The 21,707-nt window shown below is 69.1% G+C and carries 18 protein-coding genes; 4 read left to right on the top strand and 14 right to left on the bottom strand.

Going from position 1 to position 21,707, the window contains the following annotated elements; all coding sequences use genetic code 11:
* Window positions 1–6 precede the first annotated feature (6 nt).
* Both ACZK39_RS14205 and ACZK39_RS14200 read right to left on the bottom strand, forming a co-directional pair.
* On the bottom strand, window positions 7–435 hold the full coding sequence (locus tag ACZK39_RS14205; protein WP_187720431.1) for a type II toxin-antitoxin system VapC family toxin: 429 nt from the start codon (window positions 433–435) through the stop codon (window positions 7–9).
* Window positions 432–719, bottom strand: a complete 288-nt coding sequence (locus ACZK39_RS14200; RefSeq protein WP_226965871.1) for a type II toxin-antitoxin system Phd/YefM family antitoxin — start codon at window positions 717–719, stop codon at window positions 432–434. The genes ACZK39_RS14205 and ACZK39_RS14200 overlap by 4 nt, the downstream gene beginning before the upstream one ends.
* Before the next feature lie 120 nt (window positions 720–839).
* On the opposite strand from ACZK39_RS14200, the gene ACZK39_RS14195 reads away from it, so the two are divergent.
* The 3 genes from ACZK39_RS14195 to ACZK39_RS14185 all read left to right on the top strand — a co-directional run bounded on the left by ACZK39_RS14195 (window position 840) and on the right by ACZK39_RS14185 (window position 2,917).
* Complete coding sequence (locus ACZK39_RS14195) at window positions 840–1,331, top strand: DUF456 domain-containing protein (protein WP_463613673.1); 492 nt, start codon at window positions 840–842, stop codon at window positions 1,329–1,331.
* Window positions 1,332–1,353: 22 nt separating this feature from the next.
* Complete coding sequence (locus ACZK39_RS14190; protein WP_463613672.1) at window positions 1,354–1,971, top strand: phosphatase PAP2-related protein; 618 nt, start codon at window positions 1,354–1,356, stop codon at window positions 1,969–1,971.
* A gap of 61 nt (window positions 1,972–2,032) precedes the next feature.
* Complete coding sequence (locus ACZK39_RS14185) at window positions 2,033–2,917, top strand: 2-oxo acid dehydrogenase subunit E2 (RefSeq protein ID WP_463613671.1); 885 nt, start codon at window positions 2,033–2,035, stop codon at window positions 2,915–2,917.
* A gap of 71 nt (window positions 2,918–2,988) precedes the next feature.
* Here ACZK39_RS14185 and ACZK39_RS14180 read toward each other — a convergent pair whose 3' ends face one another.
* The 4 genes from ACZK39_RS14180 to ACZK39_RS14165 form a co-directional block, all read right to left on the bottom strand.
* Window positions 2,989–3,915 carry a peptidoglycan-binding domain-containing protein gene (locus ACZK39_RS14180; RefSeq protein WP_463613670.1) on the bottom strand — a complete coding sequence of 309 codons (927 nt, stop codon included), beginning with the start codon at window positions 3,913–3,915 and terminating at the stop codon, window positions 2,989–2,991.
* A gap of 96 nt (window positions 3,916–4,011) precedes the next feature.
* Entirely contained in the window at window positions 4,012–6,417 is a 2,406-nt protein-coding gene (locus tag ACZK39_RS14175) for a glycoside hydrolase family 2 TIM barrel-domain containing protein (RefSeq protein WP_463613669.1), read from the bottom strand.
* A 4-nt stretch (window positions 6,418–6,421) separates the two neighbouring features.
* On the bottom strand, window positions 6,422–6,997 hold the full coding sequence (locus ACZK39_RS14170; protein ID WP_463613668.1) for a TetR/AcrR family transcriptional regulator: 576 nt from the start codon (window positions 6,995–6,997) through the stop codon (window positions 6,422–6,424).
* A gap of 36 nt (window positions 6,998–7,033) precedes the next feature.
* Window positions 7,034–8,293 (bottom strand): MFS transporter, encoded by a 1,260-nt coding sequence (locus ACZK39_RS14165; RefSeq protein ID WP_463613667.1) that lies wholly within the window; start codon window positions 8,291–8,293, stop codon window positions 7,034–7,036.
* A gap of 472 nt (window positions 8,294–8,765) precedes the next feature.
* On the opposite strand from ACZK39_RS14165, the gene ACZK39_RS14160 reads away from it, so the two are divergent.
* Window positions 8,766–10,523 (top strand): HNH endonuclease signature motif containing protein, encoded by a 1,758-nt coding sequence (locus ACZK39_RS14160; protein ID WP_463613716.1) that lies wholly within the window; start codon window positions 8,766–8,768, stop codon window positions 10,521–10,523.
* Here ACZK39_RS14160 and ACZK39_RS14155 read toward each other — a convergent pair.
* From ACZK39_RS14155 to ACZK39_RS14120, 8 genes are all read right to left on the bottom strand, one after another.
* Complete coding sequence (locus ACZK39_RS14155; RefSeq protein ID WP_459056070.1) at window positions 10,509–10,805, bottom strand: WXG100 family type VII secretion target; 297 nt, start codon at window positions 10,803–10,805, stop codon at window positions 10,509–10,511. The two genes, ACZK39_RS14160 and ACZK39_RS14155, sit on opposite strands and share 15 nt — an antisense overlap.
* Before the next feature lie 80 nt (window positions 10,806–10,885).
* Window positions 10,886–11,461 carry a hypothetical protein gene (locus ACZK39_RS14150; protein ID WP_463613666.1) on the bottom strand — a complete coding sequence of 192 codons (576 nt, stop codon included), beginning with the start codon at window positions 11,459–11,461 and terminating at the stop codon, window positions 10,886–10,888.
* Window positions 11,454–12,122 (bottom strand): hypothetical protein, encoded by a 669-nt coding sequence (locus ACZK39_RS14145; protein ID WP_463613665.1) that lies wholly within the window; start codon window positions 12,120–12,122, stop codon window positions 11,454–11,456. The genes ACZK39_RS14150 and ACZK39_RS14145 overlap by 8 nt, the downstream gene beginning before the upstream one ends.
* A complete protein-coding gene (locus ACZK39_RS14140) occupies window positions 12,119–13,399 on the bottom strand; it encodes a hypothetical protein (protein WP_463613664.1) in 1,281 nt (426 codons plus the stop codon). Before ACZK39_RS14140 ends, ACZK39_RS14145 begins: the two co-directional genes overlap by 4 nt.
* Complete coding sequence (locus ACZK39_RS14135; protein WP_463613663.1) at window positions 13,396–14,892, bottom strand: hypothetical protein; 1,497 nt, start codon at window positions 14,890–14,892, stop codon at window positions 13,396–13,398. The genes ACZK39_RS14140 and ACZK39_RS14135 overlap by 4 nt, the downstream gene beginning before the upstream one ends.
* Window positions 14,893–14,956: 64 nt before the next feature.
* Window positions 14,957–19,360, bottom strand: a complete 4,404-nt coding sequence (locus ACZK39_RS14130) for a type VII secretion EssC family protein (RefSeq protein ID WP_463613662.1) — start codon at window positions 19,358–19,360, stop codon at window positions 14,957–14,959.
* A complete protein-coding gene (locus ACZK39_RS14125; RefSeq protein WP_463613661.1) occupies window positions 19,357–20,076 on the bottom strand; it encodes a hypothetical protein in 720 nt (239 codons plus the stop codon). The genes ACZK39_RS14130 and ACZK39_RS14125 overlap by 4 nt, the downstream gene beginning before the upstream one ends.
* Window positions 20,077–20,084: 8 nt before the next feature.
* Window positions 20,085–21,707 (bottom strand): serine/threonine-protein kinase, encoded by a 1,623-nt coding sequence (locus tag ACZK39_RS14120; protein ID WP_463613660.1) that lies wholly within the window; start codon window positions 21,705–21,707, stop codon window positions 20,085–20,087.

Raw genomic sequence — 21,707 nt, 5'->3', positions numbered from 1 at the left:
GGCACCTCACGTCTGGGCGTTGGCCAGATCCTCCGGGTACACGACGTCGATCTCGTCGATCGTGGTGGCAAAGTCCCTGCGATTGTTGGTGAGGAACCGGTCAGCACCTGACGCGACGGCAGTGGCCAGATGTACCGCGTCCGCCGCCCGTAGTCTGTAGGTGACAGCCAGCGCGACGGCGAGTCGCGCCGTCGCCTCGTCCACCGGGCGAAGCTCCAGCCGACCGAGGAGGCCGGCCAGCGCCTTGACCTCGGCGGAGTCGGGGTCTTCCCTCAGTGGCTTGGTCAGCACCTCTGGCAGGAGCAGGACTGAGCCGATGCCGACGGGCCCCTCACCTTCGACGGCGAACAACGAGGCCACAGGCACCCCAAGAGGGTGACCATCGGCTGCCGCGTAGATGAGCACATCAGCGTCGAAAGCAGTGAGGAGTGTCATCGGCCGGACCGTGCGTCACGGACCGCATCAACGAGCTCCTCCGCCCGCTCGGGCGAGATGACGGGGCGCTGCATCGGCTCGCTGCGGGTCGAGTCCAGGAGGCCCGCGATCCGCTCAGCCTCATCCCATACCTTCGACGCACGGCGCGCTTTGAGCACGTCCGGACGAACCAGGACGGCGACCACCCGGCCGTGCCTGGTGATCGACACCTCCTCGCCGGCCTCGACACGGTCGAGCTGCTCCGGAAGGGTCTGGCGTGCAGTGCTCACGCTGATTCTCGACATGACGAAATTGTACATCTTTGTACATATTTGTCTTGACCTTGTCCCTAGCCTCGAACATCCTCGCCGGCGATCCTCCATCGCTGCAGGGGCCCTTCGCACGGGCACCGTAGGCTGGAGCGTGTGAGCATTGAAGTCATCGCCGCCATCGCGGCCGTCGTTCTGGTCCTGGTGGGCCTCGTGGGCATCGTCTTCCCCGTGCTGCCGGGCAGCATCATGGTCGGCGCCGGGGCCCTCGTGTGGGCGATCTGGGGCGCCTCGAGTTGGGGATGGGTCGCCTTCGGCGTGGCCGCGGTGTTGCTGGTCGTCGGCGGGCTGAGCAGCTGGCTGCTCACAGGCCGGTCGCTGCAGCAACGGCAGATCCCGAAGTGGCCGATCACGGTCGGGCTCCTGCTGGGCATCGTCGGGATGTTCGTGCTGCCGGGCTTCGGTCTGCCGGTCGGTTTCGTGATCGGCCTGTTGCTTGCCGAGTGGTACCGGGTGCGCAATTTCCGCCAGGCGGCGGTCACGAGCTGGGAGACGGTCAAGGCCCTGGGGCTCGGGATCCTGATCGAGCTCGGCTGCGCGATGCTGGCGACTGCGGTCGTCGCGGTGAGTGTCGCGACCGCCTGGTGACGGCGAGCGGCAGACTGGGTCCATGGACCACCGGTCAGACCCCCCTCACCTGGCCCCTGCCTGGGCGACGGCGGTGGGACTCGGCGTGGTGGCCGCCGTCGCGACGTGGCTGGCCAACCAGGTGATCGTCGGATCCTTCGCCGACGCTCCCCGCCCCGACGACCTGCTGTTCGAGCTCCTCCCCTACGTCTCCCCAGCACGCTGGCTCACGGTGGTGGCCCTGGCCGCGGGGATAGGCGTCTACCTGTGGGCGACATGGCGCGCGGCGCCGTCGACGTTGCCCGCTGCTGCCACGGCCGTGGCGCTGATGTACCTCCTGCGGGCGGGAATGATCGTCCTGACCCCGTTGGCGCCGGCCTACGGGGAGGGCATCTTCGTCTTCCCCCAGGAGCAGTTCGGCACGTTCCCCTCCGGCCACACGGCCCTGCTCACCCTGCTCGCCCTCCGGGTTCCCGACGATCGGCCGCGACTTCGTCTCTTCCAATGGGCCATGGTCGCGCTCATGGTCGCCGGCCTGCTGTTGGCGCACGGGCACTACTCCATCGACATCATCGGAGGCCTGCTGCTCGCCTACTTCGTGGCCACCGTCTGGCGGCACGGGAGGCTGTTTTCGCCCATCACGAGAGTTACCGGCCCCTGAGCCCCGCCCCTGACCTAGGGTGAGCGGATCAACCGAAGCCGCCACGCCAACGAAGGACGCGATGATCTCCACCGGGGCACGACCCGCCAAGGGGCGGCGTGACGGCCGCCTGGTCGACGACCTTCCCGCGATGCGTCGCGTGGTGCCCCACCTGATGCCCACCCGGCTCGACGCCACGGTCTACTACCCCCAGTATCTGGAGGTGGAGCGGCTGATGTCCTGGCTGGACGACGTCAATCTCCATCGCCCGGCCGAGCAACAGATCCGCTTCTTCCACGTCTTCCTCACCGCGCTGGCCCGGCTCTTCCACCAGCGCCCGGAGCTCAACCGGTTCATCTCCGGGCGGCGCACCTACGAGCACCGCGACATCTCCTTCGCGTTCACGGTGAAGAAGGCCCTCACCGACGAGGCCGACGAGGTCCAGGCGCAGATCACGTTCACGGGACTCGAGACCGTCGACGAGGTGCGCACCATGGTCGACGAGGCGCTGACCCGGGCGCGCAACCACACCCGCAACGAGAGCGACAGGCTGGTGTCGCAGCTGGTCCGGCTCCCAGGCCCGGTGATCGCCGCCGTCGCCAGAACGGCATGGGCGCTGGACTCCATCAACCGGCTGCCGAAGATACTGCAGGATGCCATCCCCACGTACGCCAGCGCCTACCTCGTCAACATGGGCTCACTGAAGGCCGAGGCGCCGTTCCACCACCTCTATCGCCATGGCACCGCGGGCGTGTTCGTCTCCATCGGCACCATTCGTCCCGAGCCGGTGGTCGACGAGTCTGGCGCCATCGTCGCCCGGCGCCGCGTGGACGTCGTCTACACGATCGACGAGCGGGTCACCGACGGCTTCTACCTCGTGCGGTCGGCCCACATATTGCAGCAGATGGTCGACGACCCGGACGCGCTGCTCCACCCCCCGGCCGAGCGAGTGCCACCTGGTCCGTGACTGGGTGGGGGATCTGGTCGCGACTACGCCACCAGATCCGCCGGTCACCGGGCGGCGCCGCTCTCCACCACTCAGGCGAGCAGAGCCGACCAGGTGACGGGCCCGACCAGCCCGTCGACGGGGATGCCCCGCCACATCTGGAACGCCCTGACTGCGGCGTCGGTCTGCGGGCCGAAGTCACCGTCGACCACTGTCTCGTAACCCCAGTAGTTGAGCATTCGCTGCAGCACCTTCACGCCGTCGCTGTCAGAGCCCTGGCTGAGCGTCGGCAGCAGTGAGGCCCAAGTCGTGTCGTCGACCACCCCGGTGACCGCCAGCCCCTGTTGGGCCTGCCACAGGCGCACCGACCGCTCCGTCGCGGGCCCGAAGTCGCCGTCGGCCAGCGTGCGGATCCCCCTCCACGCGAGCAACTCCTGCAGTGCCGTCACCACCGTGCCCTGGTCACCCCGATAAAGCGGGTAGTAGCGCTCGAACACCTGCGGCGCCGCGGGCGGGGCATCACCCACCGGCTCCTCGACGATGGGCTCGACGGCTGCCTGGGTCGCGGCGGGCGCGGGCAGATCCGGGCTGGATGCGACGGTGGTCGCGGGCGCGGCGACCGGCTCGGGCTCTGGCTCTGACTCTGGCGACGGCTCCACGGACACGAAGACCGTCGTCACGGGGGCGGGTGTCGCGACGGCGGTGTCCGCGGCCAAGTCGGAGTCACCGCCCAGCATCATCATCACCATGCCGACCCCCGCGGCCAGGACGAGCACCACGAGACCCACGACGATGGCCGCCGTTGCCCGGCCAGTCTTCACGGGCTCCGGGGGCGGTGGTGTCGCGGCGGCGTACGCCCACGGCTGCGGGTAGCCCTGAGGCGCCGGCGGCGGGGTCTGTGGGTAGACGAACCCGGGGCCCTGGCCGGGCGATGGCTGCTGGCCCTGGGGCAGTTGGGCGGAGGGCTGCTGGCCCGGCGGACCGAACCCCGCCTGGCACTGCGGGCACAGCTCGCCCACGGTCGGATTCCCACACGATCGACAGCGCCTCATCGTCGCCCCCCTGCTCCCGAGCATCATGGCACACGCTCAGCCGCCCGGCTGGGCGAGGGTGATTCAGGCCACCGTCAGGGTCAGCCGCACCGGCTCCAACTCGTCGGCCGACACCGTCACGGTCACCTCTCCCGCCCCGGAAGGCCGCACCACGGCCAGTGCCCGGCCGTCGAACGTGCGCCACGTGTCGGCGTCGAAGCGCTCGGCCGTCTTCGGGTTTGCGCTGCACATCCCAGCCAGCACCCCGGCCCCCTCCACCTCGACGGTGACCGCCCGGTCCGCCGTCGTGACGAGAACGCCGTTGTCATCGCGCAGTTCGATGGCGACGAACGCGAGGTCGGCGTCGTCGCTTCGCAGGTCGGCGCGGTCTGCGGTCGCGGTCAGGCGGGCGGGCGTCGTCGCGGTGGCGATGCTGGTGCGGCCCGCCTCCTCGCCGTCCCGGTATGCGACGGAGGTCAGCTCTCCCGCCCGGTAGACGGTCTCCAGGGTGGCCATCATCGGGAGCTTCTCCCCCATCGTCGCCCGCGACACCTCCACCCCGTCGAGCAGCAGCGCCACCTCGTCGGCATCGGCATAGACCTCGACGATGATTGGCTTGCCCTCGAAGCCCGGCCACGTCCACGACGAGACCGAATCGCTCCAGCCCCACGGCGACTGCATCGTGATGGTGTGCCCGTGGTGCTCCGGCCGCTGGACGGCGAGGTAGGGCTCGGTGCGGAGGCCGAACACGATCTCGCGGTAGTAGGAGACGGGGCGCCGCCAACCGGTGATGTCGAGGTCGCCGCACCACGCCGTCAGGTACGGGTACTCGCGCTCCAGCCCCGGGACCGCATCGGGGTCTTCGGCGTACGCCGTCGCGCCGATCCCCACCTCGCCGAGATAGTCCCAGCCGGTCCAGGTGAAGTCACCGATCACGTTCGGCGCATCCTTGACCATTGGCCACAAGCGGCCGATCTGGGACGGGAAGGTCTCAGACCCCACGATCACGCGGTGCGGGAACAGGTCCTCGTCGATCGCGTAGCGCGACTCCGCATAGTTGAGCCCCAACACGTCGAGCGGGGCGCTGGACTCCGCCGTGCGCCGACCGGCCGACGCGCTCGCGCTGACGATGGCGAACGGCCCGCCCTCTGCGGCCATCATCTCGTTCAGCCCGCCGGACTCCTCGGCGATGGCGGGCACCTCGTCGATCACGGCGAGGAACGGGTTGATGCCGTTGGTGACGAGGCGGGTGGGGTCGAGGGCGCGGACGTGTTCGGCCATCCGCCTGGCCCAGCGCGCGCCGTGCGGGGTGCCCACCTCGGCGATCTCGTTGCCGATGGAGTACATGATCACGCTCGGGTGGTTGCGGTCCTTGGCCACCATCGCCTCGAGGTCGGCGGCCCACCACTGCGGGAACTCCGCCGCGTAGTCGTACGGGGTCTTGAACCGGGTCCACATGTCGAAGGCCTCGTCCATCACCAGCATCCCAAGCCGATCGCAGGCGTCGAGCATCGCAGGCGAGGCGGGGTTGTGGGCGGTGCGGATGGCGTTGAAACCTGCCTCCTTGAGCAGCTCGACGCGGCGCTCGTCGGCCCGCCCGATGGCGGCGGCGCCGAGCGGGCCGTTGTCGGAGTGGAGGCACGCGCCGCGGAGGAGCACGGGTTCGCCGTTGATGCGCAGGCCCTTGCGGGGGTCGACGGTGACGGTGCGGATGCCGAACCTCACCAGTGTGGGGGCGCCTTCCAGAGAGACCTCGGCGGTGTAGAGCGACGGGTGGTCCGTGCTCCACAGGCGAGGCTCCTGCACGTAGAATCGCTGTCTGACAAGGGCATTTTCACCCGGGGCCAGCGTCGACGGCGTGGCGTCGCGCTCAACCTCCCCGCCGTCGGCGTCGCGCAGCACGGTCTCGACCACGACGGTGGCCGTGGCCATCCCGGCATTCCGCACCGTGGTCACCACGTCGATCACCGCCTGGTCCTCATCCACGCGAACGGTCGTCACAGCCACACCGTCTGGAACGACATGGACGGGCTCGTCGACATGGAGGACGACCGGCCGGTGCAGGCCCGCGCCGGAGTACCAGCGGGAGTCCTGGCCGGAGCGCACCTCGATGCGCAGCTCGTTGTCCTGGCCGTAGTGGAGGTAGGGGGTGAGGTCGACGAAGAAGCGGGCGTAGCCGTCGGCGCGGTTGCCGGCGAACTCGTCGTTGCAGAACACCTGCGCCCGCCGGTACGCGCCCTGGATCTCGAGACGCACCAGCTTCCCGCGCCAGCTCTCCGGAACCTGGAAGGTCTTCAGGTAGGTGAAGGCACCGGCCGGGTAGTAGGCGCCTGCCCCCTTGCCGGGCGCGTCCGGGTGGCGGTCGGTGTCGCGTAGGGCATCGTGCGGGAGCCGGACCGGGGTGGGCTCGGCGCCCTCGCCGTTGGCCGCGGCGAACGGGCCGAGCGGCAGGCGGTAGGACCAGCCGTCGTTGAAGGGGATCGCGTTCATGTCTCTACTCCTGCTCAGGGGCCGACGGCGGGGTGGGGGGCGCGGGGATCAGCGCATCGAAGACGTCGCGGACGTCGGCGTCGGTCAGTTCGTCGGGCAGCAGCCAGCGCTGGAGGCCGAGTCCCTCCTGGACCGCATCGAGGACGCGTGGGTTGACGCCGTCGATCCGGCGGGCGATCGCGTCGCGGGACCTGCCCATCCATTGGCGCAACAGGTCCGCGTAGCGGTCCTGGCGGAAGGCGAGCACGTACAGCTCGGCCAGCAGGATCTTGGTGCGCGGATCGTCGTCGTCCTGGAGCACCAGTTGAGCCAGTGCCTCGCGGGGATCGCCGTCGGCGGATGCCATGGCCCGGTCGAGGGGTGAGAAGGTCTCGTCGGCGAACCGCTCGAAGGCCGCGAAGAGCAGGTCGTCGCGGCTGGGGAAGTGGTAGGTCATGGAGCCGAGGGGCACGTCCGCGGCCACCGCGACAGTCCGGTACGTGGCGCCTGCCACTCCGTGCTCGGCGATGAGATCGAGGGTCGCGGCGATGATCCGGTCCCTGCGCTCCGGGTCGTGCCGACGCGTCGTGCTGCGCTCCATGGTGTCCCCTCGCCGTCGTCGACTGGCGCGACTCTATCAGAACGTACGTATATGACTCGCCGCGCGGGCCCAGAACAGGACGGGGACGAGCAGCAACGCCAACAGCCCGCCGGACAGCGACAGGAAGGCATAGTCGGTTGCCGCGACCACCACGCCGGACATCACCCCGCCGCCGGCGCCGGCCAGGGCGATAAGCACGTCGACGCTCCCCTGCACCCGCGCCCGGTTGCCGGGCGCCGTCGCGTCGATGACCAGAGCGGTGCCCGAGATCAGACCGAAGTTCCATCCCAGCCCCAGCAGGACGAGGGCGAGAATGAGGGGGCCTAGCGAGTCACCCGGGGCCAACGCCGCGACCCCTCCAGCCGCCAGCAGAGTCAGCCCCGCCGCGACCGCCATCGGTGTCCGCCCCAGCCTGTCCACCAGCATTCCCGTCACTGGCGAGGGGAGGAACATCGCCGCGATGTGCAGCCCGATCACCAGGCCGACGGACCCCAGCTGGTGGTCGTGCGCGCGCATGTGCACGGGGGTCATGGTCATGATCGCCGTCATCGCGACCTGCGTGAGCACCATGACGGTGGCGCCGACGTAGGCGCCCACGGCCACTGGCGGCAACGTCGACGCTGACCCCTCGACGCTCTGGCTGGGGTTCTCGAGCACCTTGGCGAGCAGGTAGGGGTCTGGGCGGAGGAACATGAAGAGCACCAGACCCGCCCCGAGGAAGGCCGCAGCGGCCAGCAGGAACGGCCCGGCAAGGGCCGGGATACCGAGGGACTCGGCGAGGACGCCCAGCGGCTGGACCAGGTTCGGGCCCGCCACCGCCCCGAGCGTCGTGGACACCATCGCGATGCTCACGGCGGTCCCACGCCTGTCGGGGAGGGCCAGGTCCGCCCCGGCGTAGCGGGCCTGGAGCGTGGTCGCGGTACCGGCGCCGTAGACGAACAGGGACGCGAACAGCAGGGGCACGCTCCCGACGACCGCCGCGACCACCACGCCGATCGCTCCCAGCCCGCCCGCCCCGAACCCGAGGCTCAGGCCGGTGCGTCGACCCCACCGGTCTGTTGTGCGCCCGACCAGGAAAGCGGTCAATGCCGCGCCGAGGGTGAACAGCGCCGTCGGGATGCCGGCGAGGCCCTCGGAACCCAGCATCTCCTGGGCCAGCAGCGCCCCGACGGTGACCCCGGCAGCAAGCCCCGCTCCGCCGAGCACCTGGCTGGCGACGACGACGGTGAGCGTCCGCTTCTGGATCCGGGCGCGCTCCGCACCGTCCGGAAGGTTCAACTCTGGGGCGGTGGGCATGGGTGGCTCCAGCCGAAGGATCTTAACGATCGAGCCTACCCCCGCGGAGGTCGCTTGTAGAGGGGGCCGGCGACGGCCACTTCGCCGCGCCTGCGACGCACGAGCCCTAGCGGTGCTGGCGGCGGCTACGAGGAGCGGGCTGAACGCGCGGTGGGCGTATCCGTGGCTCAGGACGCTGCATTGGGCTCCCCACCTCTGCAACTTGCTATCCAGAGGGCGGCAAGTGTGTATATACGCAGAAGGCGCGCTCTACGTAGCAGGATGCAGAGCCCCCGTGGCCGGGGACCCAGTTCCTCACCCACCACCGACCGCCCGCGTCCCAGCACCGGTTCATCGCGGACTGCCGTCAGACGGCAAGTTGACCAGTGCCCGACAGCCTCAAGGAAGCGTTATCGAACTGTGACCAAAGGGGGTGCCGATGGGGGCTCTTCTGGATCCGATTCTGTCAGTGGGGGACGATGTAATAGTGCGTATGAACGACGCGGGGGTGTGGGAGCTTGAGCAGCAGTTCATGGCTGCCGCCTGGGATTCCGCCCGCGCCGCCACAGCCGCCGGCCCGGAGAGCGTCAGCGGCTTCCTCGAGGCCCTGGCCCAGACCGAAGCACACCTGGCCGGGCTCCGGCTGGCCGTCCTGGACCAGGCCCGCTTCATGCCCGAGGCCACCAAGGTCCTCGACGCCGTCACCTCATCCACCCGTCACACCCCCACGCAGGCCAAAGCCACGATCCGGCTCGCCGCGGACCTCTCCGAACGGTTCCGCCTGATCCTGGATGCCCTGCAGGCCGGGCTGATCTCCCCCGCACAGGCCGAAGCGATCACCGACGGGCTGCGCCGACTGCCCGCCCGGCTGAGCCCCGCGGAGCTCGAGCAATGCCAGACGGAGATCCTGTCGTGGGTCGACGAACTGGGCCCCTCCGAGCTGCGGACCCTCGCTTCGCGGATGGCAGAGATCATCGACCCAGACCGCGCCGACGCCGACGAGGCCAAGCGCCTCGCGCGGGAGGAGCGCGCCGCGCACCGGAACAGGTTCCTGCGCCTCGCCCCGGACCACCACGGCTCGATGCGGATCACGGGCCAGCTCCCGCTCGCCGACGCCGCCCTGTTGACGGCCCAGCTCGATGCGTTGATGCCTCCGGCCTCGAAGTACACGGCCACCAGCGAAACACCCACCAGAGACGCCCGCCGCGCCGACGCTTTGGTGCTGCTGACCCAACACGCCGCCAGCGGCGGGACACTGCCCTCACACGGGGTGGACCGCCCCCACGTCCACATCACCCTGGACTACGACACCCTCGTCACCGGCCTCGGCAACGTGACACTGCTCGGCGCGGGCGGCGACCGGCTCTCGGCCAGCGACGCACGTCGCCTGGCCTGCAACGCCGACCTGATCCCCATGGTGCTAGGCACCACCTCACGCCCCCTGGACGTCGGCCGCACCCACCGCCTATTCACCCCCGCCCTCCGCGCCGCCATCGTGCAGAGGGACCAGGGATGCGTATTCCCCGGCTGCACCACCCCACCGGCACCGTGCCAGGCGCACCACATCATCCCCTGGTGGGCCGGCGGGGACACCTGCCTAGCCAACGGAGTTCTGCTCTGCCCACACCACCACCGCCTCGTCGAACCCGACCCCCTCCAATCAGAGGAATCCCAGTGGCGGGTCCACCTCGACCCCGCCACCGGCCTGCCATGGTTCACCCCACCCCGACACATCGACCCCGCCCGCCGACCCCGCCAGCACCAACGCCACCGACTCCAACAACTCAACCTCCAGGCAGGGGCACCACCCTGCCCACACGAGGCGCCGACCCCCCCCGGGCCGGGAACCGGAACCGCCAGACCCGGACACCCACAGCGCCCGCCACAAGCACGCCGAACACAGCCTCGACAACCTCATCGAACGCAGTGCCGCCATCTGGGGCTCCCCCAGTCCATGAACCGGGCACGGAAAGGTCTCGACGCTGACGCGCGTCGATCCCGCTCCACGCCAGCAGCCGCGGTCCTACCGGCGTCCTGCACTGGGGGACCGCTCCACGGCACCCGAGGGGTCGCCATGGCCGACGCCGCCGCGGCTCGACTGGTTCACATCGAGATCGCCTTAGCCTGCAGAACTGCGGACTCGCCGCCGTCACCATCCCGGAAGACAGTCGAGGGCACCGCAACCACGGCACCCTCGACTGTTCTGCTCGGAGCTACCGGCCAGGGCCGGAAGCGATCAACGACCGATTGACTGTGCCATGGACTGATCGGTCTCCTGCATGGTCTGAGCCATCTGCTTCAGCGAGTTGGCGATGTTGTCCAGCGCCGAGATGGTGTTCTTCGCCGACGTGCTGTAGTCGGTGAACATCGACTGGAAGGCGCCCGACGCGGCATCCGTGACGAAACCGCTGGTGACCAGGTTGTTGATGCGGTTAGCGAGGTTGGTGAGCTCGCTCTCGATCTGCTGCCGGCCGTTCATGAGCGCGGAGGCCTCAGCCTCCATCTCGGCGTAGCTGACGTTGAGGTTTGCCATGGTGTTTCCCTTCTTCTTTGGCGGGGAGGTGTTGTTGTTCTGCCGCCACCGGGTCCCCTTGTCTGTCCGGTGACGAGGTATTACAGGGTGAGGAACGCTGCCATATCCGGGTCGCGGATGAACCGCGCAAGCGCGGGCAGTGACGCGGGGAGCTCCGACAGTTCGGTGCCCGTGAACCAGAGACACACGTCAGCTTCGCCAATTTCCTCCAGAGTCAGGCTCGTGGCGACAGCGCCCAAGAGGTAGACGACATCGGAGGCGCCTTCCTGCTCCTCACGCGCCATGAACAGACCCACGTCGACCGAGACCGCATCGACCTGGATGCGGGACTTCTGCGCGCCGAACGGCTTCACCACTTCGCCGGCGATGGACTCCATCAGGGCTTCGGGTCGCCCAGCCGGCTGCTCCCCTACCGTCGCCCAGACGTAGACGGGCTGCGCTCCCGGGAGGACCATCAGGAACTGTGCCACCGCGATCGGGTGCAGGCCGACCGTGGCGGTCTCGACCAGCATCGATCGCCAAGCGTCCTCGGTGCCCGCCTTAACCAGGTCTTTTTCGCGCAATTCATCGAGGATCGCCTCCACCCACTCGTGGCGCTGTTCAAGGCCCAGGTCAGCCGGTACGAACAGCATGAGGGGCTCGATCTGATCAGCCACGGGGTTCCTCCGTCCAGCGGATCGTGCCCACCCAGGCATCAATGAACTCCTCGACGGCGTCGAGCGCCTCGTCGGCGTCCGCGCCTCCAGGGGCGGACACGCTGGCCTCAACGCTCATCCAGTAATCCGCGGCGTCGGGGACGCCGATGATGTACTGGAGGTGCCGGGTCCGTTGACCTGCCGCGACGGCAGAGCCGAGCTGTGTCCGGTCCGCCTGCTCGACCAGTTCCTGAGGCACATCCTCCAGCGCCGTGGCCAACCGGCCGGCGTTGCTGGAATCCGTGACGCGCTTGATCCCCACCATGTCGATGGGCTCAATGAGCGAGACACCCTCCTGGGTCATCATCGCCACGAGGTAGTCAAGAGGCTCGACGGTGGCGCCGCCGATCTCGAACGACACCGGGCGCACCGCGATGAACGGGCGGACGGGGGAAGTCATGGCGTCGTCGACGGGGAGGTACGCAACCAGTGCACCGTCGCCGGCGAGGCCGGTCATGGCCCGACGAAGCTGCTCGGTCAGATGTCGACGCGCGGGGTCCGCGGCCTCCCGGGGAAGCCCTGCGAGCATCCCGGCGACGATGGTGTCGACCGACTCCGCCACGGGGCTGGTGAGATCCACCTGCGCCCAGCCGGGCGGAAGCATCGCCTCGAACGTTCTCATACTCGTCCTCCCATGGTGACGCCGCTCTGATCGGATGTGGTGAAGCCGTAGGGGCGCCCTTCCCCCTCTGCGGTGGCGCGATCGAGCGTCCGACGCCCAGCCTTATCCACGACCACTTCGGTAGTAATCTCGGCCGCTCTGATCAGCCCGTGCCGGATGGCGGTTGTCGTGCGTTCGACATGACGGGTCACGAAATCGCTCGGCAACGGTGTCCCCTTCGGGAAGGTCGGTCCGCCAAAGCGCTCACCCAGATCATGTAGCCCGCGCCCGATCCTGGTCTGGTAGAGCAACTCGGGCCGCCCCTTGCCGCCGTGGCTGAACGTCTTGTTGGCGAGCCGGGCACTCTTGCCCCTGACGTAGTGTGACTTGCCGACCGCCTTACCCAGGACGAACCCCGCGCCAATCATGGCTACCGCTCCGACGCCGCCTGCGACATCACCCTGACGGAACTGCTCGATGGCACCCAGCCCTTGTCTGGCGATGGAGATCCCGCGAGCAACCCTGGTAAGGACGGTCAGGGCTTTCAATACCCCGCCGGCTACAGTCCCGAGGCCGGGAATGAACATGAGAACGAGCGCCACGATGTCGAGCACGAGGCAGATCGTGTCGATGTTGTCCCAGATCCACTTCGCGGCGGCCGCCGCCGCCTCCCCGATCTTCGCCCCGACGTAGCAGATCTTGTCCCAGAGAGTGTCGTCGAGTCCCGAGACCTCCATGGCGGAGCGGATCTCCTCCGAAGCACTCTTGTTCGCGTCGTTGACGCGCTGCGCCGCAGCCCGAAGCTGCTGCTTGGCCGACTCCAGGCCGGCATTTGCTCTGTTCGCCGCCACGTTCGCCTGCTGCGACAACACCAGGGCGCGCTGCTGGGAGGACGGTTCGGGGTCCCGCGCGAGCAGGCGGGCCTGGGAGTGCTGCTGAGACGCGTGGGTGTATGCGTTGCGCGCCTCCGCGGCCTCACCGACAAGGCGGGCCGCAGTCTGCTGCTCGGTGCGCAACACCTCAGCGAACTTCTGGGTGGCGGTGGCCATGAGGCGGTACCGCAAGGCCACCTTCCCCATGGTGCCGTGGACTTCGCTGCTGCGCTCGGCGAGCGCGGAGAACGCCTGGCTCTCCAGTTCGTTCCCGTTCTCGGTGAGCCGTCGGATGTTCGCGGCTGCCGCGTCCAGCGTGGTCGCCGTGGAACGAAGCGTCTGCGCCCCGCTCTCCAGCGCGTCCGGCGAACCGTCGAACTCGGTCGACATCCCTACCGGGGACAGGTCCAGGCAGATGCCACTCATCGTCCCTCCTCCCCTTCATGTGAATTGAGAACGTCGCGGGCTGCTTGGCGGGCGCCACTGCGCTCTGCCCCGACCGAACTCGTGGACGGGGAGGCCGCAGGGTGTGCTCCGGATGCCGTGCCGGCCATCGCGCCCAGTCCGCCCATCATCGGCGCAGCCGCCATCCGTTCATGCTCCTCAGCCGGTACAGCTGTCAGATCCGGCAGCGGCGCACCGTCGGACATCTGAGCCCGAACCTCGAAGCCGGTCGGCTTCGTCAGAGCGGGCAGCGCATCGGGGGCACCAGGGGCCGCCATCGCATCCGACGCGGGGTTGGCCCGGGGCTCAAGCGGCGGCAATTCCAGCGGTGAGCCAGCACCACCCGCGGACCCGCCTCCTCCGCCCTCACCCAGCGAGGGAAGCGGTGCCAGGTCCGCAAGCTCCGGGGTTGGGGTCCCGCCCGCTTCGGGGGTCAGTGCTTCCAGGTCGGTCGGCGACACCGCTGTGTCGCCCACGATCGGGGTCTCCGCGACGTGGTCGGCAGCCTCGGCAGCGTCGGCAGCGTCGGCGGAGTCCTCCAGCGACTGAGGGTCCCCATCGGTGCCATCGGTCGGTTCCACCGCCGCTTCGCCGTCCACGCCGGAGATCGCCTCCGCATCGCCTGTGGACTCCCCCGACTCGCCGGAAGGCTGCCCCTGCCCGCTTCCAGCCGGCGAGCCGTCGACGCCGGGTGGGGGCTTCCCAATCGACCCGCCCGACGAAGGCCCGCCAGCGAAAGGCGCACCGCCTTGGTGACGGCCGCCGTTCGGTTGGAGGGCTGCGAGAATGGTGGCGATGGCCGCCACGGTGATCACGCCACCGGCACCCAGCCCGGCCACGACGAGTGTCACGACGGCGTCGACCGACTGTCCGGTCAGGGCTGACCAACGTGATGCAAAGTCGCGGATGAGTATCTCGAACTTGGGCGGGATGGCCGTCGTCGTCGCCGGGGGCACCGACCAGCCAGGAAGTCCCCCTGGCTCCGTTGGAGCTGCTTCCTCAGCCGGCTGGGCCGCGACGGGTGCCGCGGGCGATGCATCTCCGACAACCGCCGGACCGGGGAAGCTGGACCCCGTCGCACTGTCCGGATGCGGCAGGGGCTGTGGAATCGGCTGGGTCGGGCCCGAGGACGGGGTCGTGGCGTCGCCCACTGGGGTGAGGGTCGGCGTCGGGGCCGGTGTGGGCGCATCCGGCTTGATCTGGTCGGCCAGGTCCGCGTCGGCGTCGATGAAGGCCTGGTTCACCGCCTCAATCGAGTCCACCAGTGACTTCAACATTTCAAGCAGCTTGATGCGACGCAGCGTCCACGCCTGATCCGCATCGCGCAGCGTCTGCGCCAACGGACCATTGGTTCCAGCAGCGTCTGCCAGACCGTCTGCGAATCCCGACGACGCCTCAAGCTGCTGGTAGCTCGCCCGGCCATTGTTGATGCAGGACTGAACCACCTCATCCCTGATGACGAGTGTGTTGCTCATGTCGCCTCCCTGGCGCTCATCCTCACAGCCGGTGGCTGCATCCGTCGATGGGTTGGCCGACCCATCACTCCACCACCGGCAGCTGCACCTTGTGCGCCGAACCGCCACGGACCCAGTACCCGCGGCCCGCAGGGAATTCCTGCGCACGGCCGCGAGGCAACGGGGTGCGCAGCAGGTCACCGTCGCTCTGCTCCGGGGTGAGCAGCATGCCGGCCCGCGAGGCCCGGATCTCGGTCAGCATCGACGAGAAGCCGGTGAACGACGCCGTCTCCCCCGCCCCCACGAACAGGTGACCGTTGCGGCGGGAACTCTTGATGGCCTCCGTGAGTGCCATGTCGCACGTCGAGCCCGCAAGCTCAGGGAACTGAGCCACGAAGATCGCCACCTTGGGCTGCCCCTCGACCGTCTCACTCGCCAGGTAGGGCTTCAGCTGCGTTTCCACGTACTCCTTGATCCGGTCCGGTCCGCTCACCACCACGGTCCAGATGGGCAGCTGCGACAGTGTGGTGGACCGGGCGGAAAGCAGAACCCGGGGCACCCCGGGCAAGGCTCGACGCAGTGACTCGGCGAGCCAGCTCACCGTCGAGCTAACTCCGGATTTCGGCGGCCCGGCGACCATCAGCACACCCTGAGGGTCGAACCCGATCGGTGCCAGAGACGCATCCTCCAAGCCCAACGTGGGTCGCCCCCCAACGGTGACGGGAAGATCCGACGACACCACGATGTCGGGTAGCTTCCGCACCGGTTCGGGCCTGGCCGGCTGGTACTTCGACACCATCGCGGCCAGTAACTCGATCTCCCGAGCCTGACCCAACGGAGACGGGTCCTGCCCCAGAACGGCCAGCTGCAGCTCGTTGGGGGACTTCGCATTCATGCAGCGGCCAGGCGGACTCGCCGCGTTGAGGACATCCTTGGGAACCCCGAGCGCCACGTAACCGTCCTCGTCGGGCATGCGAAGCACGATGCGGTGCTGGAAGGCGCCCTGCATCGACGACGGGATCACCGCGGACCTGTCGGCCGTGACAGCGAAATGGATGCCGAATGCACGCCCCTCGCTCACGAGGCGCTGGAAGCGGGCGAACGTGGCCTGCCGTTGCAGGCCAGAATCGTATTCGCTACGGAAGGCCCCGAAGCCGTCGACGAGGACGAGGATGCGGGCTTCGTCGGCCTTGCCCGGCAACTCGCGATAAACCCGCAACGAGTCCGCACGCACGGCCGTGAACCGGGATGCCCGCTCGTCGAGGAGTCGGTCGAGCATCGCCATGAGCCGGGCGATCCGCTCGTCGTCGTCGCCCGAGATGATGGCCCCGACGTTGACCAGGGGCTCCAGCATGCTCAGTCCACCGCCTGCGAAATCGAGGCCGTAGATCTGGACAGGGCCGGACCGCGGCGTGATGGAGGCTGCGATCGCGAGGGAACGCAGAGCAGTGGTCTTCCCGGATCCACCTGCCCCGTAATAGACGATGTTTCCACTCTCGTCGGGATGGAAATGATCCACGTGCTGGCTCTGAGCGTCGGGGTCATCCACCACCCCGAGGACAAGGTTGTAGTCGGTGCGCTGGTTGAGCTTCATCAGGTCGTACCCCACCGAAAGCCGCTCCAACCACGGCTTGCGCGGAGGTGGAATGCGGGCGTCCACCGCCGCTTGAATCAAGGTGTCGACCACCCGGTCGATGTCCTTGTCGACGGCGGCGCCAACGCCCCTGGGTCGCGGGATCTTCCATGCGGTGTCGACACCGAAGTCCACCTCGATGACGTCGATCGGGGGAGCCGGTGGTTCATCCGGGGTGCGGGCGCCGGGGAAGGCGGCCTGGAACGGGATGAGGCGCCCTGGGCCCACGCGGGCCACTCCCCTGCCCGGCGTGGAGGGGTCGATGTCGGCCGCGACCGCGCTGCCGAGGACGTCGGTGGAGTCGTGCGCATCGTTCATCCGCAGTGCGATCCGTAGGTTCGTGTTAGCGCGCAGCGAGTCCTTGATCACGCCGGCCGGACGCTGCGTGGCGAGGATGAGGTGCAGGCCGAGTGAGCGTCCGCGTTGGGCCACGTCGATCACCCCGTCGACGAACTCGGGCACCTCGCCCACCAGCGCCGCGAACTCGTCGACGACGATGATGAGGCTGGGCGGGCAGTCGGGGTCTCCGGTCTTCTCGAAGTCCACGAGATCCTTGACCCCTTTGTCGTGGAAGAGGTGCTCACGGCGCCGGATCTCGGCCCGCAGGCTCCGCAGCGCCCTCCTCACGAGGTACGGCGACAGGTCGGTGACCAGCCCGACGGTGTGCGGAAGCCCGATGCACTTGGCGAAGGCCGCGCCGCCCTTGTAGTCGATGAACAGGAACGTGACCCGATCCGGGCTGTAGGCGTGGGCCATACCGAGCACCCACGCTTGGAGGAACTCCGATTTACCGGCTCCGGTGGTGCCCCCTACGAGTGCATGTGGCCCCTGGGCACGAAGATCCAGGGCGAACGGCTCCGAGCCCGCATGCCCGACGAGGGCCCGCAGGTCGCCCGCGCGTTCGCGGGGCTGCGCCGGAGCCGAGCGGTCCACCAGTGAACCGTTCTCCTGCCAGCGCGCCACCACCTGCTTCGCGTCGACGGCTTCCGCCTGCCCCAGCAGCCCCACCACTGAGACCATGCGTGGGAGGTCCGAATCGTCACTGACGGGAGCGGACGCATCGACCACCGGTGCCAGGCTGCGGGCGGTGACGTGGGCCGTTTCAAGATCCAGCGATTCGGTGCTCACGCCCGCGACAATCCGCTCCTGGCGCACCATGCCGACGGTGGCGCCCTCGTCGGTGCCGATCTCGAGGAAGGTGCGGCAGGCGGCCGGGAGCCCCGAGCGGAGCTGAGACACCCACAGGACGTGGACACCGGCGTCGGGACCTCGTTCTGCGATGCTCGCCAGCCTCTCAGTGGGCACGGACGCGTCGTGTACCACGAGGAGGAGGGAGGGCGTCACCGGGGACGCGACCCGTTCCTGCTTCTCGACGGGTCCGCGCAGAGCCGGGTGCGTGTCGGTGCGTGCGTCGATGAGCTCGTCGATCTGATCGAGCAGTGCTCGGCCGCGCGCGTCGTCGGAGGCGAGTAGCGGGCCGGCCACAGGGCTGTGTGGGGAGGCGCAGTGCGGCAGCCATTCAAGCCACCGCCATTCCTCCTTCAAAGCGCTCGATGTGACACAGGCGATGACCACCTCGGCCGGAGAGTGCAGTACGGCTGCCTGCATGATGGCCCCCCGCGCCACGCCCACGACCAGGCCTGCGGGGCCGGCGATGCCAACCCCGCCGACGGAGCGCAGGTTCGCCACCACGGGGACGTCCAGCAGGTGCCGGTGCTTCTCTGCGAGTTCACGCTGCCGCTTGACGAGCTCGGCGACGCCGCCGCGACCCGGCCGGGCGATTGCGACGACGGGCGGCATGGTTCCCATGCCAAGCCTGACCTGCAGGAACTCGGGGTGCTCGGGCCGACGGCACCACAGGTGCCCCTCGCGGTGGAGGGCCGATCCCACAAGTGCTGACACGGACGGGAAGAGTGCGCGCAACTGCTGCGCCTCGAGCTGTCGCGCCTCCAGGATCTCAGCCTCCAAGAGCCGCATCGCCTCGTCGAAATTGGCGAGTTCGGTCTTGTGCTTGCGCTTGGAGTCCACGGAGTTGCCGATCCATGAACCCAACATGAGGATCGGGCTCATGGCCACGAAAAGCAGGGTCAACGGCGACCGGGTCACTGCGTACATGGCCGCGCCCATGACGACGGGGGCGATCATGGCCAGCCATGGGAACGCGGCCCTCCGGGCTGGCTGGGGGACGTCCGGAAGCCCGATCTCGTCCTCCTTGGGGCGGGTCTGGACCACTGGCGGCCGAAGGTAGCGCACCTCCACCTGAGTGTCGGCGATTGCTTCGGGAAGCCCGTGCGGCATGACCTGCAGGGAGCTGTCACCGAGCACGACGGTGTCGCCGGGTTTGATGACGGCACGGGTCACCTTCTGACCCGCGATCACAACACCGTTGGCGGAGTTCTCGTCGACGATCTCGATCTGGCGGCCGACGATGATCCGCGCGTGACGCTTCGACGCCTTGGAGTCCTGCAGCCTCACCTGGCACTCCGGGCTACGCCCCACAAACGAGGTCCCGACCTTCAACGCAACCTCGACGCCCCGGTCTGGACCGCCCACAACTCGGAGCACCGCGCCGACAGGGGCGCGATGGTCGCTTCCGCCCTCCTCCACCACAGTGAGAGTGGAGCCCGAGCAGAGGCCTGATTCGGCCAAGGGAGTCTCTGGCGAGAGTGTCCGGGGGGCGAGGTAATCGCCCTCTACCCTCAGTGTCGGGCGACGCCCGGCCACCTCGACGGGACGCTCCATGCCTGCGCTCGCGATGGCAGTGGCGACGTCGCTGGCGGTGGCGGTGCCGTCGGCGACGACGGTCACCGTCACAGGCTCGTGCCGATTCCGGACCAGCCGCACCCGGACCTTCATGCCGTGCCTCCCTCATTGTTGCGCCGTTGTTCGGTCTCCAACGCGGGCAAATGGTCCGGCGTCACGATCCTGGCGTTGACGGCGTAATCCGCCAGGGCCGACCGGCGGCCCCGCGCTTGCGTTCCTGGCCCGCCCTTCAGCCCCCGTACGCCCGCCCTGTCGAGCTTGTCGCAGACGTTGTCCAGCTTGCGGTTGAACCTGGTCTGCGTCCAGCCGAGGCGCCGAGCGGCCTCGACGGCCGTAGGAACCTGCCAGGCGCCCGTTCCGGCGCGGCGGAGGAGCGGCTCGGCGACGGCGAGGATCACGAGCATTTGGGCGTCGGTGAAGGTTCGCGGACCGATGGTGGTGTCGCCATCGGAGGGTTCCTCCGGCTGGTGGTGCAGCTCCCAGGCCGGCGCATCGACGGTCAGGTTGAGTTCGTAGCTGTAGGGGCCGGCAGCGAACGTGACCACAGTGTGGCCGAACACCAAGGGCATCCGCGCGCCGGGCGTCAGGGTGCTGCGGCTCAGCCCGGCAGGGTCCGACAACACCGCCGCCGAACGGTTGCCCACGTTGCTGATCCACCAGAAGCCGTCTGCGAAGGCCAGCGTGAGGAAGTTGCGGTGCAGGTAGGGGTTGTCGTCGATCACCAGGTCGCCCACCCGGCCCATCGAGAAGTCGCGGCCGGGCATCAGCTCGTGGCGCTCCCCCGCGTACTCCACCTCGAGCGTGCTCATCTCCGCGGTCACGATTTGTCGCAGATCTTCACGGCGGCGGAGGTCGTCCCACTGGCGCGGCGCAGGGTCACGTCCACGCACGTCCGGCCCGACTGTGCGGGGACGGTGACCGAAGGGGCGTCGACCACCTGCAGGGGCGCCGCGTCGGTGAGGCTCAACTCCTCGACGAGATACTTGTCGCCGGCCATCGGATCCGGATTGGTCCAGGTGAAGGTCACCTGACCGTCGGCGACCTGCCCGGCGGCATCCTCGACGGACGGGACTCTGAGTGCCAGCGGATCCTGTGCCGCGGGTGAGGCTTCCGGGGAGACCGTGGCCTGGGTGCCTGCGGTGGCTTCGCCGAGCGCCCCGCTCAACCACAGCCCGCCCAGAGCGAGGCCACCCGCCAGGACAACCGCCACCGCGGCGAGCACGGCTGCCAGCGGACCCCAGCGGCGCGAGGTGCGCCTCTCAGCGGGGGGCGGCTGCTGCGACGGCCGGTCGAGAACGGTCTGATCGGCCGGCTCGGGGATTGCCGGGCCGGTGAAGTCCCGGAGACCCGGCTGGCCGAACCCGCGGCCGTGCTGGGCCACGGGGGCGCCGATCGGCCCCTGCGGGGCCGCGTCGTACTGGTGCCAGGAGTCGTCCTGGGGGGAGGTGACCCCGCCTGACGGCCCGGTGATCCTGCTGGTGCCGCTCCAGTCCTCGACCTGGTCAGGATCGATCAGCATGAACCCGCTGACGCGGGTCCCCGTCTCGGCGAGCTCGGGCTCGTCGTCGGCGTAGTCGTCGCTGTCAGACAACACGTCGATGGGAGTCACGGACTCGTTGAGCTGCCCTTGGACGCCCTGGATGGCACGCGCGAACTCCAGCGCCGACTGGTAGCGCTGTTGCGGGTCGGCAGCCAGAGCCGTCGCGAGCACGCGTTCCAGCAGCTCGGGCACGTCATGGCGTCCGGTGCGCGGCACGTTGAGGGTCCGTACCCGGTGCCGGATGCTCAGGCGGTCGTTGTCGCCGTGCGCCACAACGAGGGGGCTCCTGCCGACCAGCATCGCCCACGTCGTCGCGGCCAGGGAAAACACGTCGCTCCATGGCCCCATCGCGAGGCCCGAGTCGGGATACTGCTCCCACGGAGCCCAGTGCGGGCTGAGCGCGCTGTTCGCGGTGACATGCTGCGCCGAGGCCGAGATACCGAAGTCCGTCAAGGCCGGGCGCTGCGCACCCGTGAACAGGATGTTGGCCGGTTTGATGTCGCGGTGCAGAATGCCCATCCGGTGTGCCGTCTCCACCGCCCCGGCCACCTGCACGGTGATTTCCATGGCCTTCGACGCGGTCAGGGGCCGCCGCCCGATGCGCGCCCCCAGGTGGGCCGTGGCGCACTCCTCCATCACCAGGAACGGTCGGCCGTCCGCAGCGACGCCACCCTGATAGACAGTGACGATGCTGGGGTGGCTCGACAGCTTCGCCATGAGGTTGGCCTCGGCCTGGAAGTCCGCGGACACGCCGCCGTCGATTCCTCGGTGCTGCACCTTGACGGCCACCCGGCGATCGAACTGATCCAGGTACCGGAACACGTCAGCGAAGCCGCCGCTGCCCAACTCCCCCAGGTAGGTGAAGCCCGGCAGGTCCGGAGGTGTGGTGCGCGCCGCCAT

This window comes from Tessaracoccus luoxuelianae (assembly GCF_055326245.1).
The sequence above is the reverse complement of the archived record's forward strand: the minus strand, read 5'-3'. Positions and strand labels throughout refer to the sequence as shown.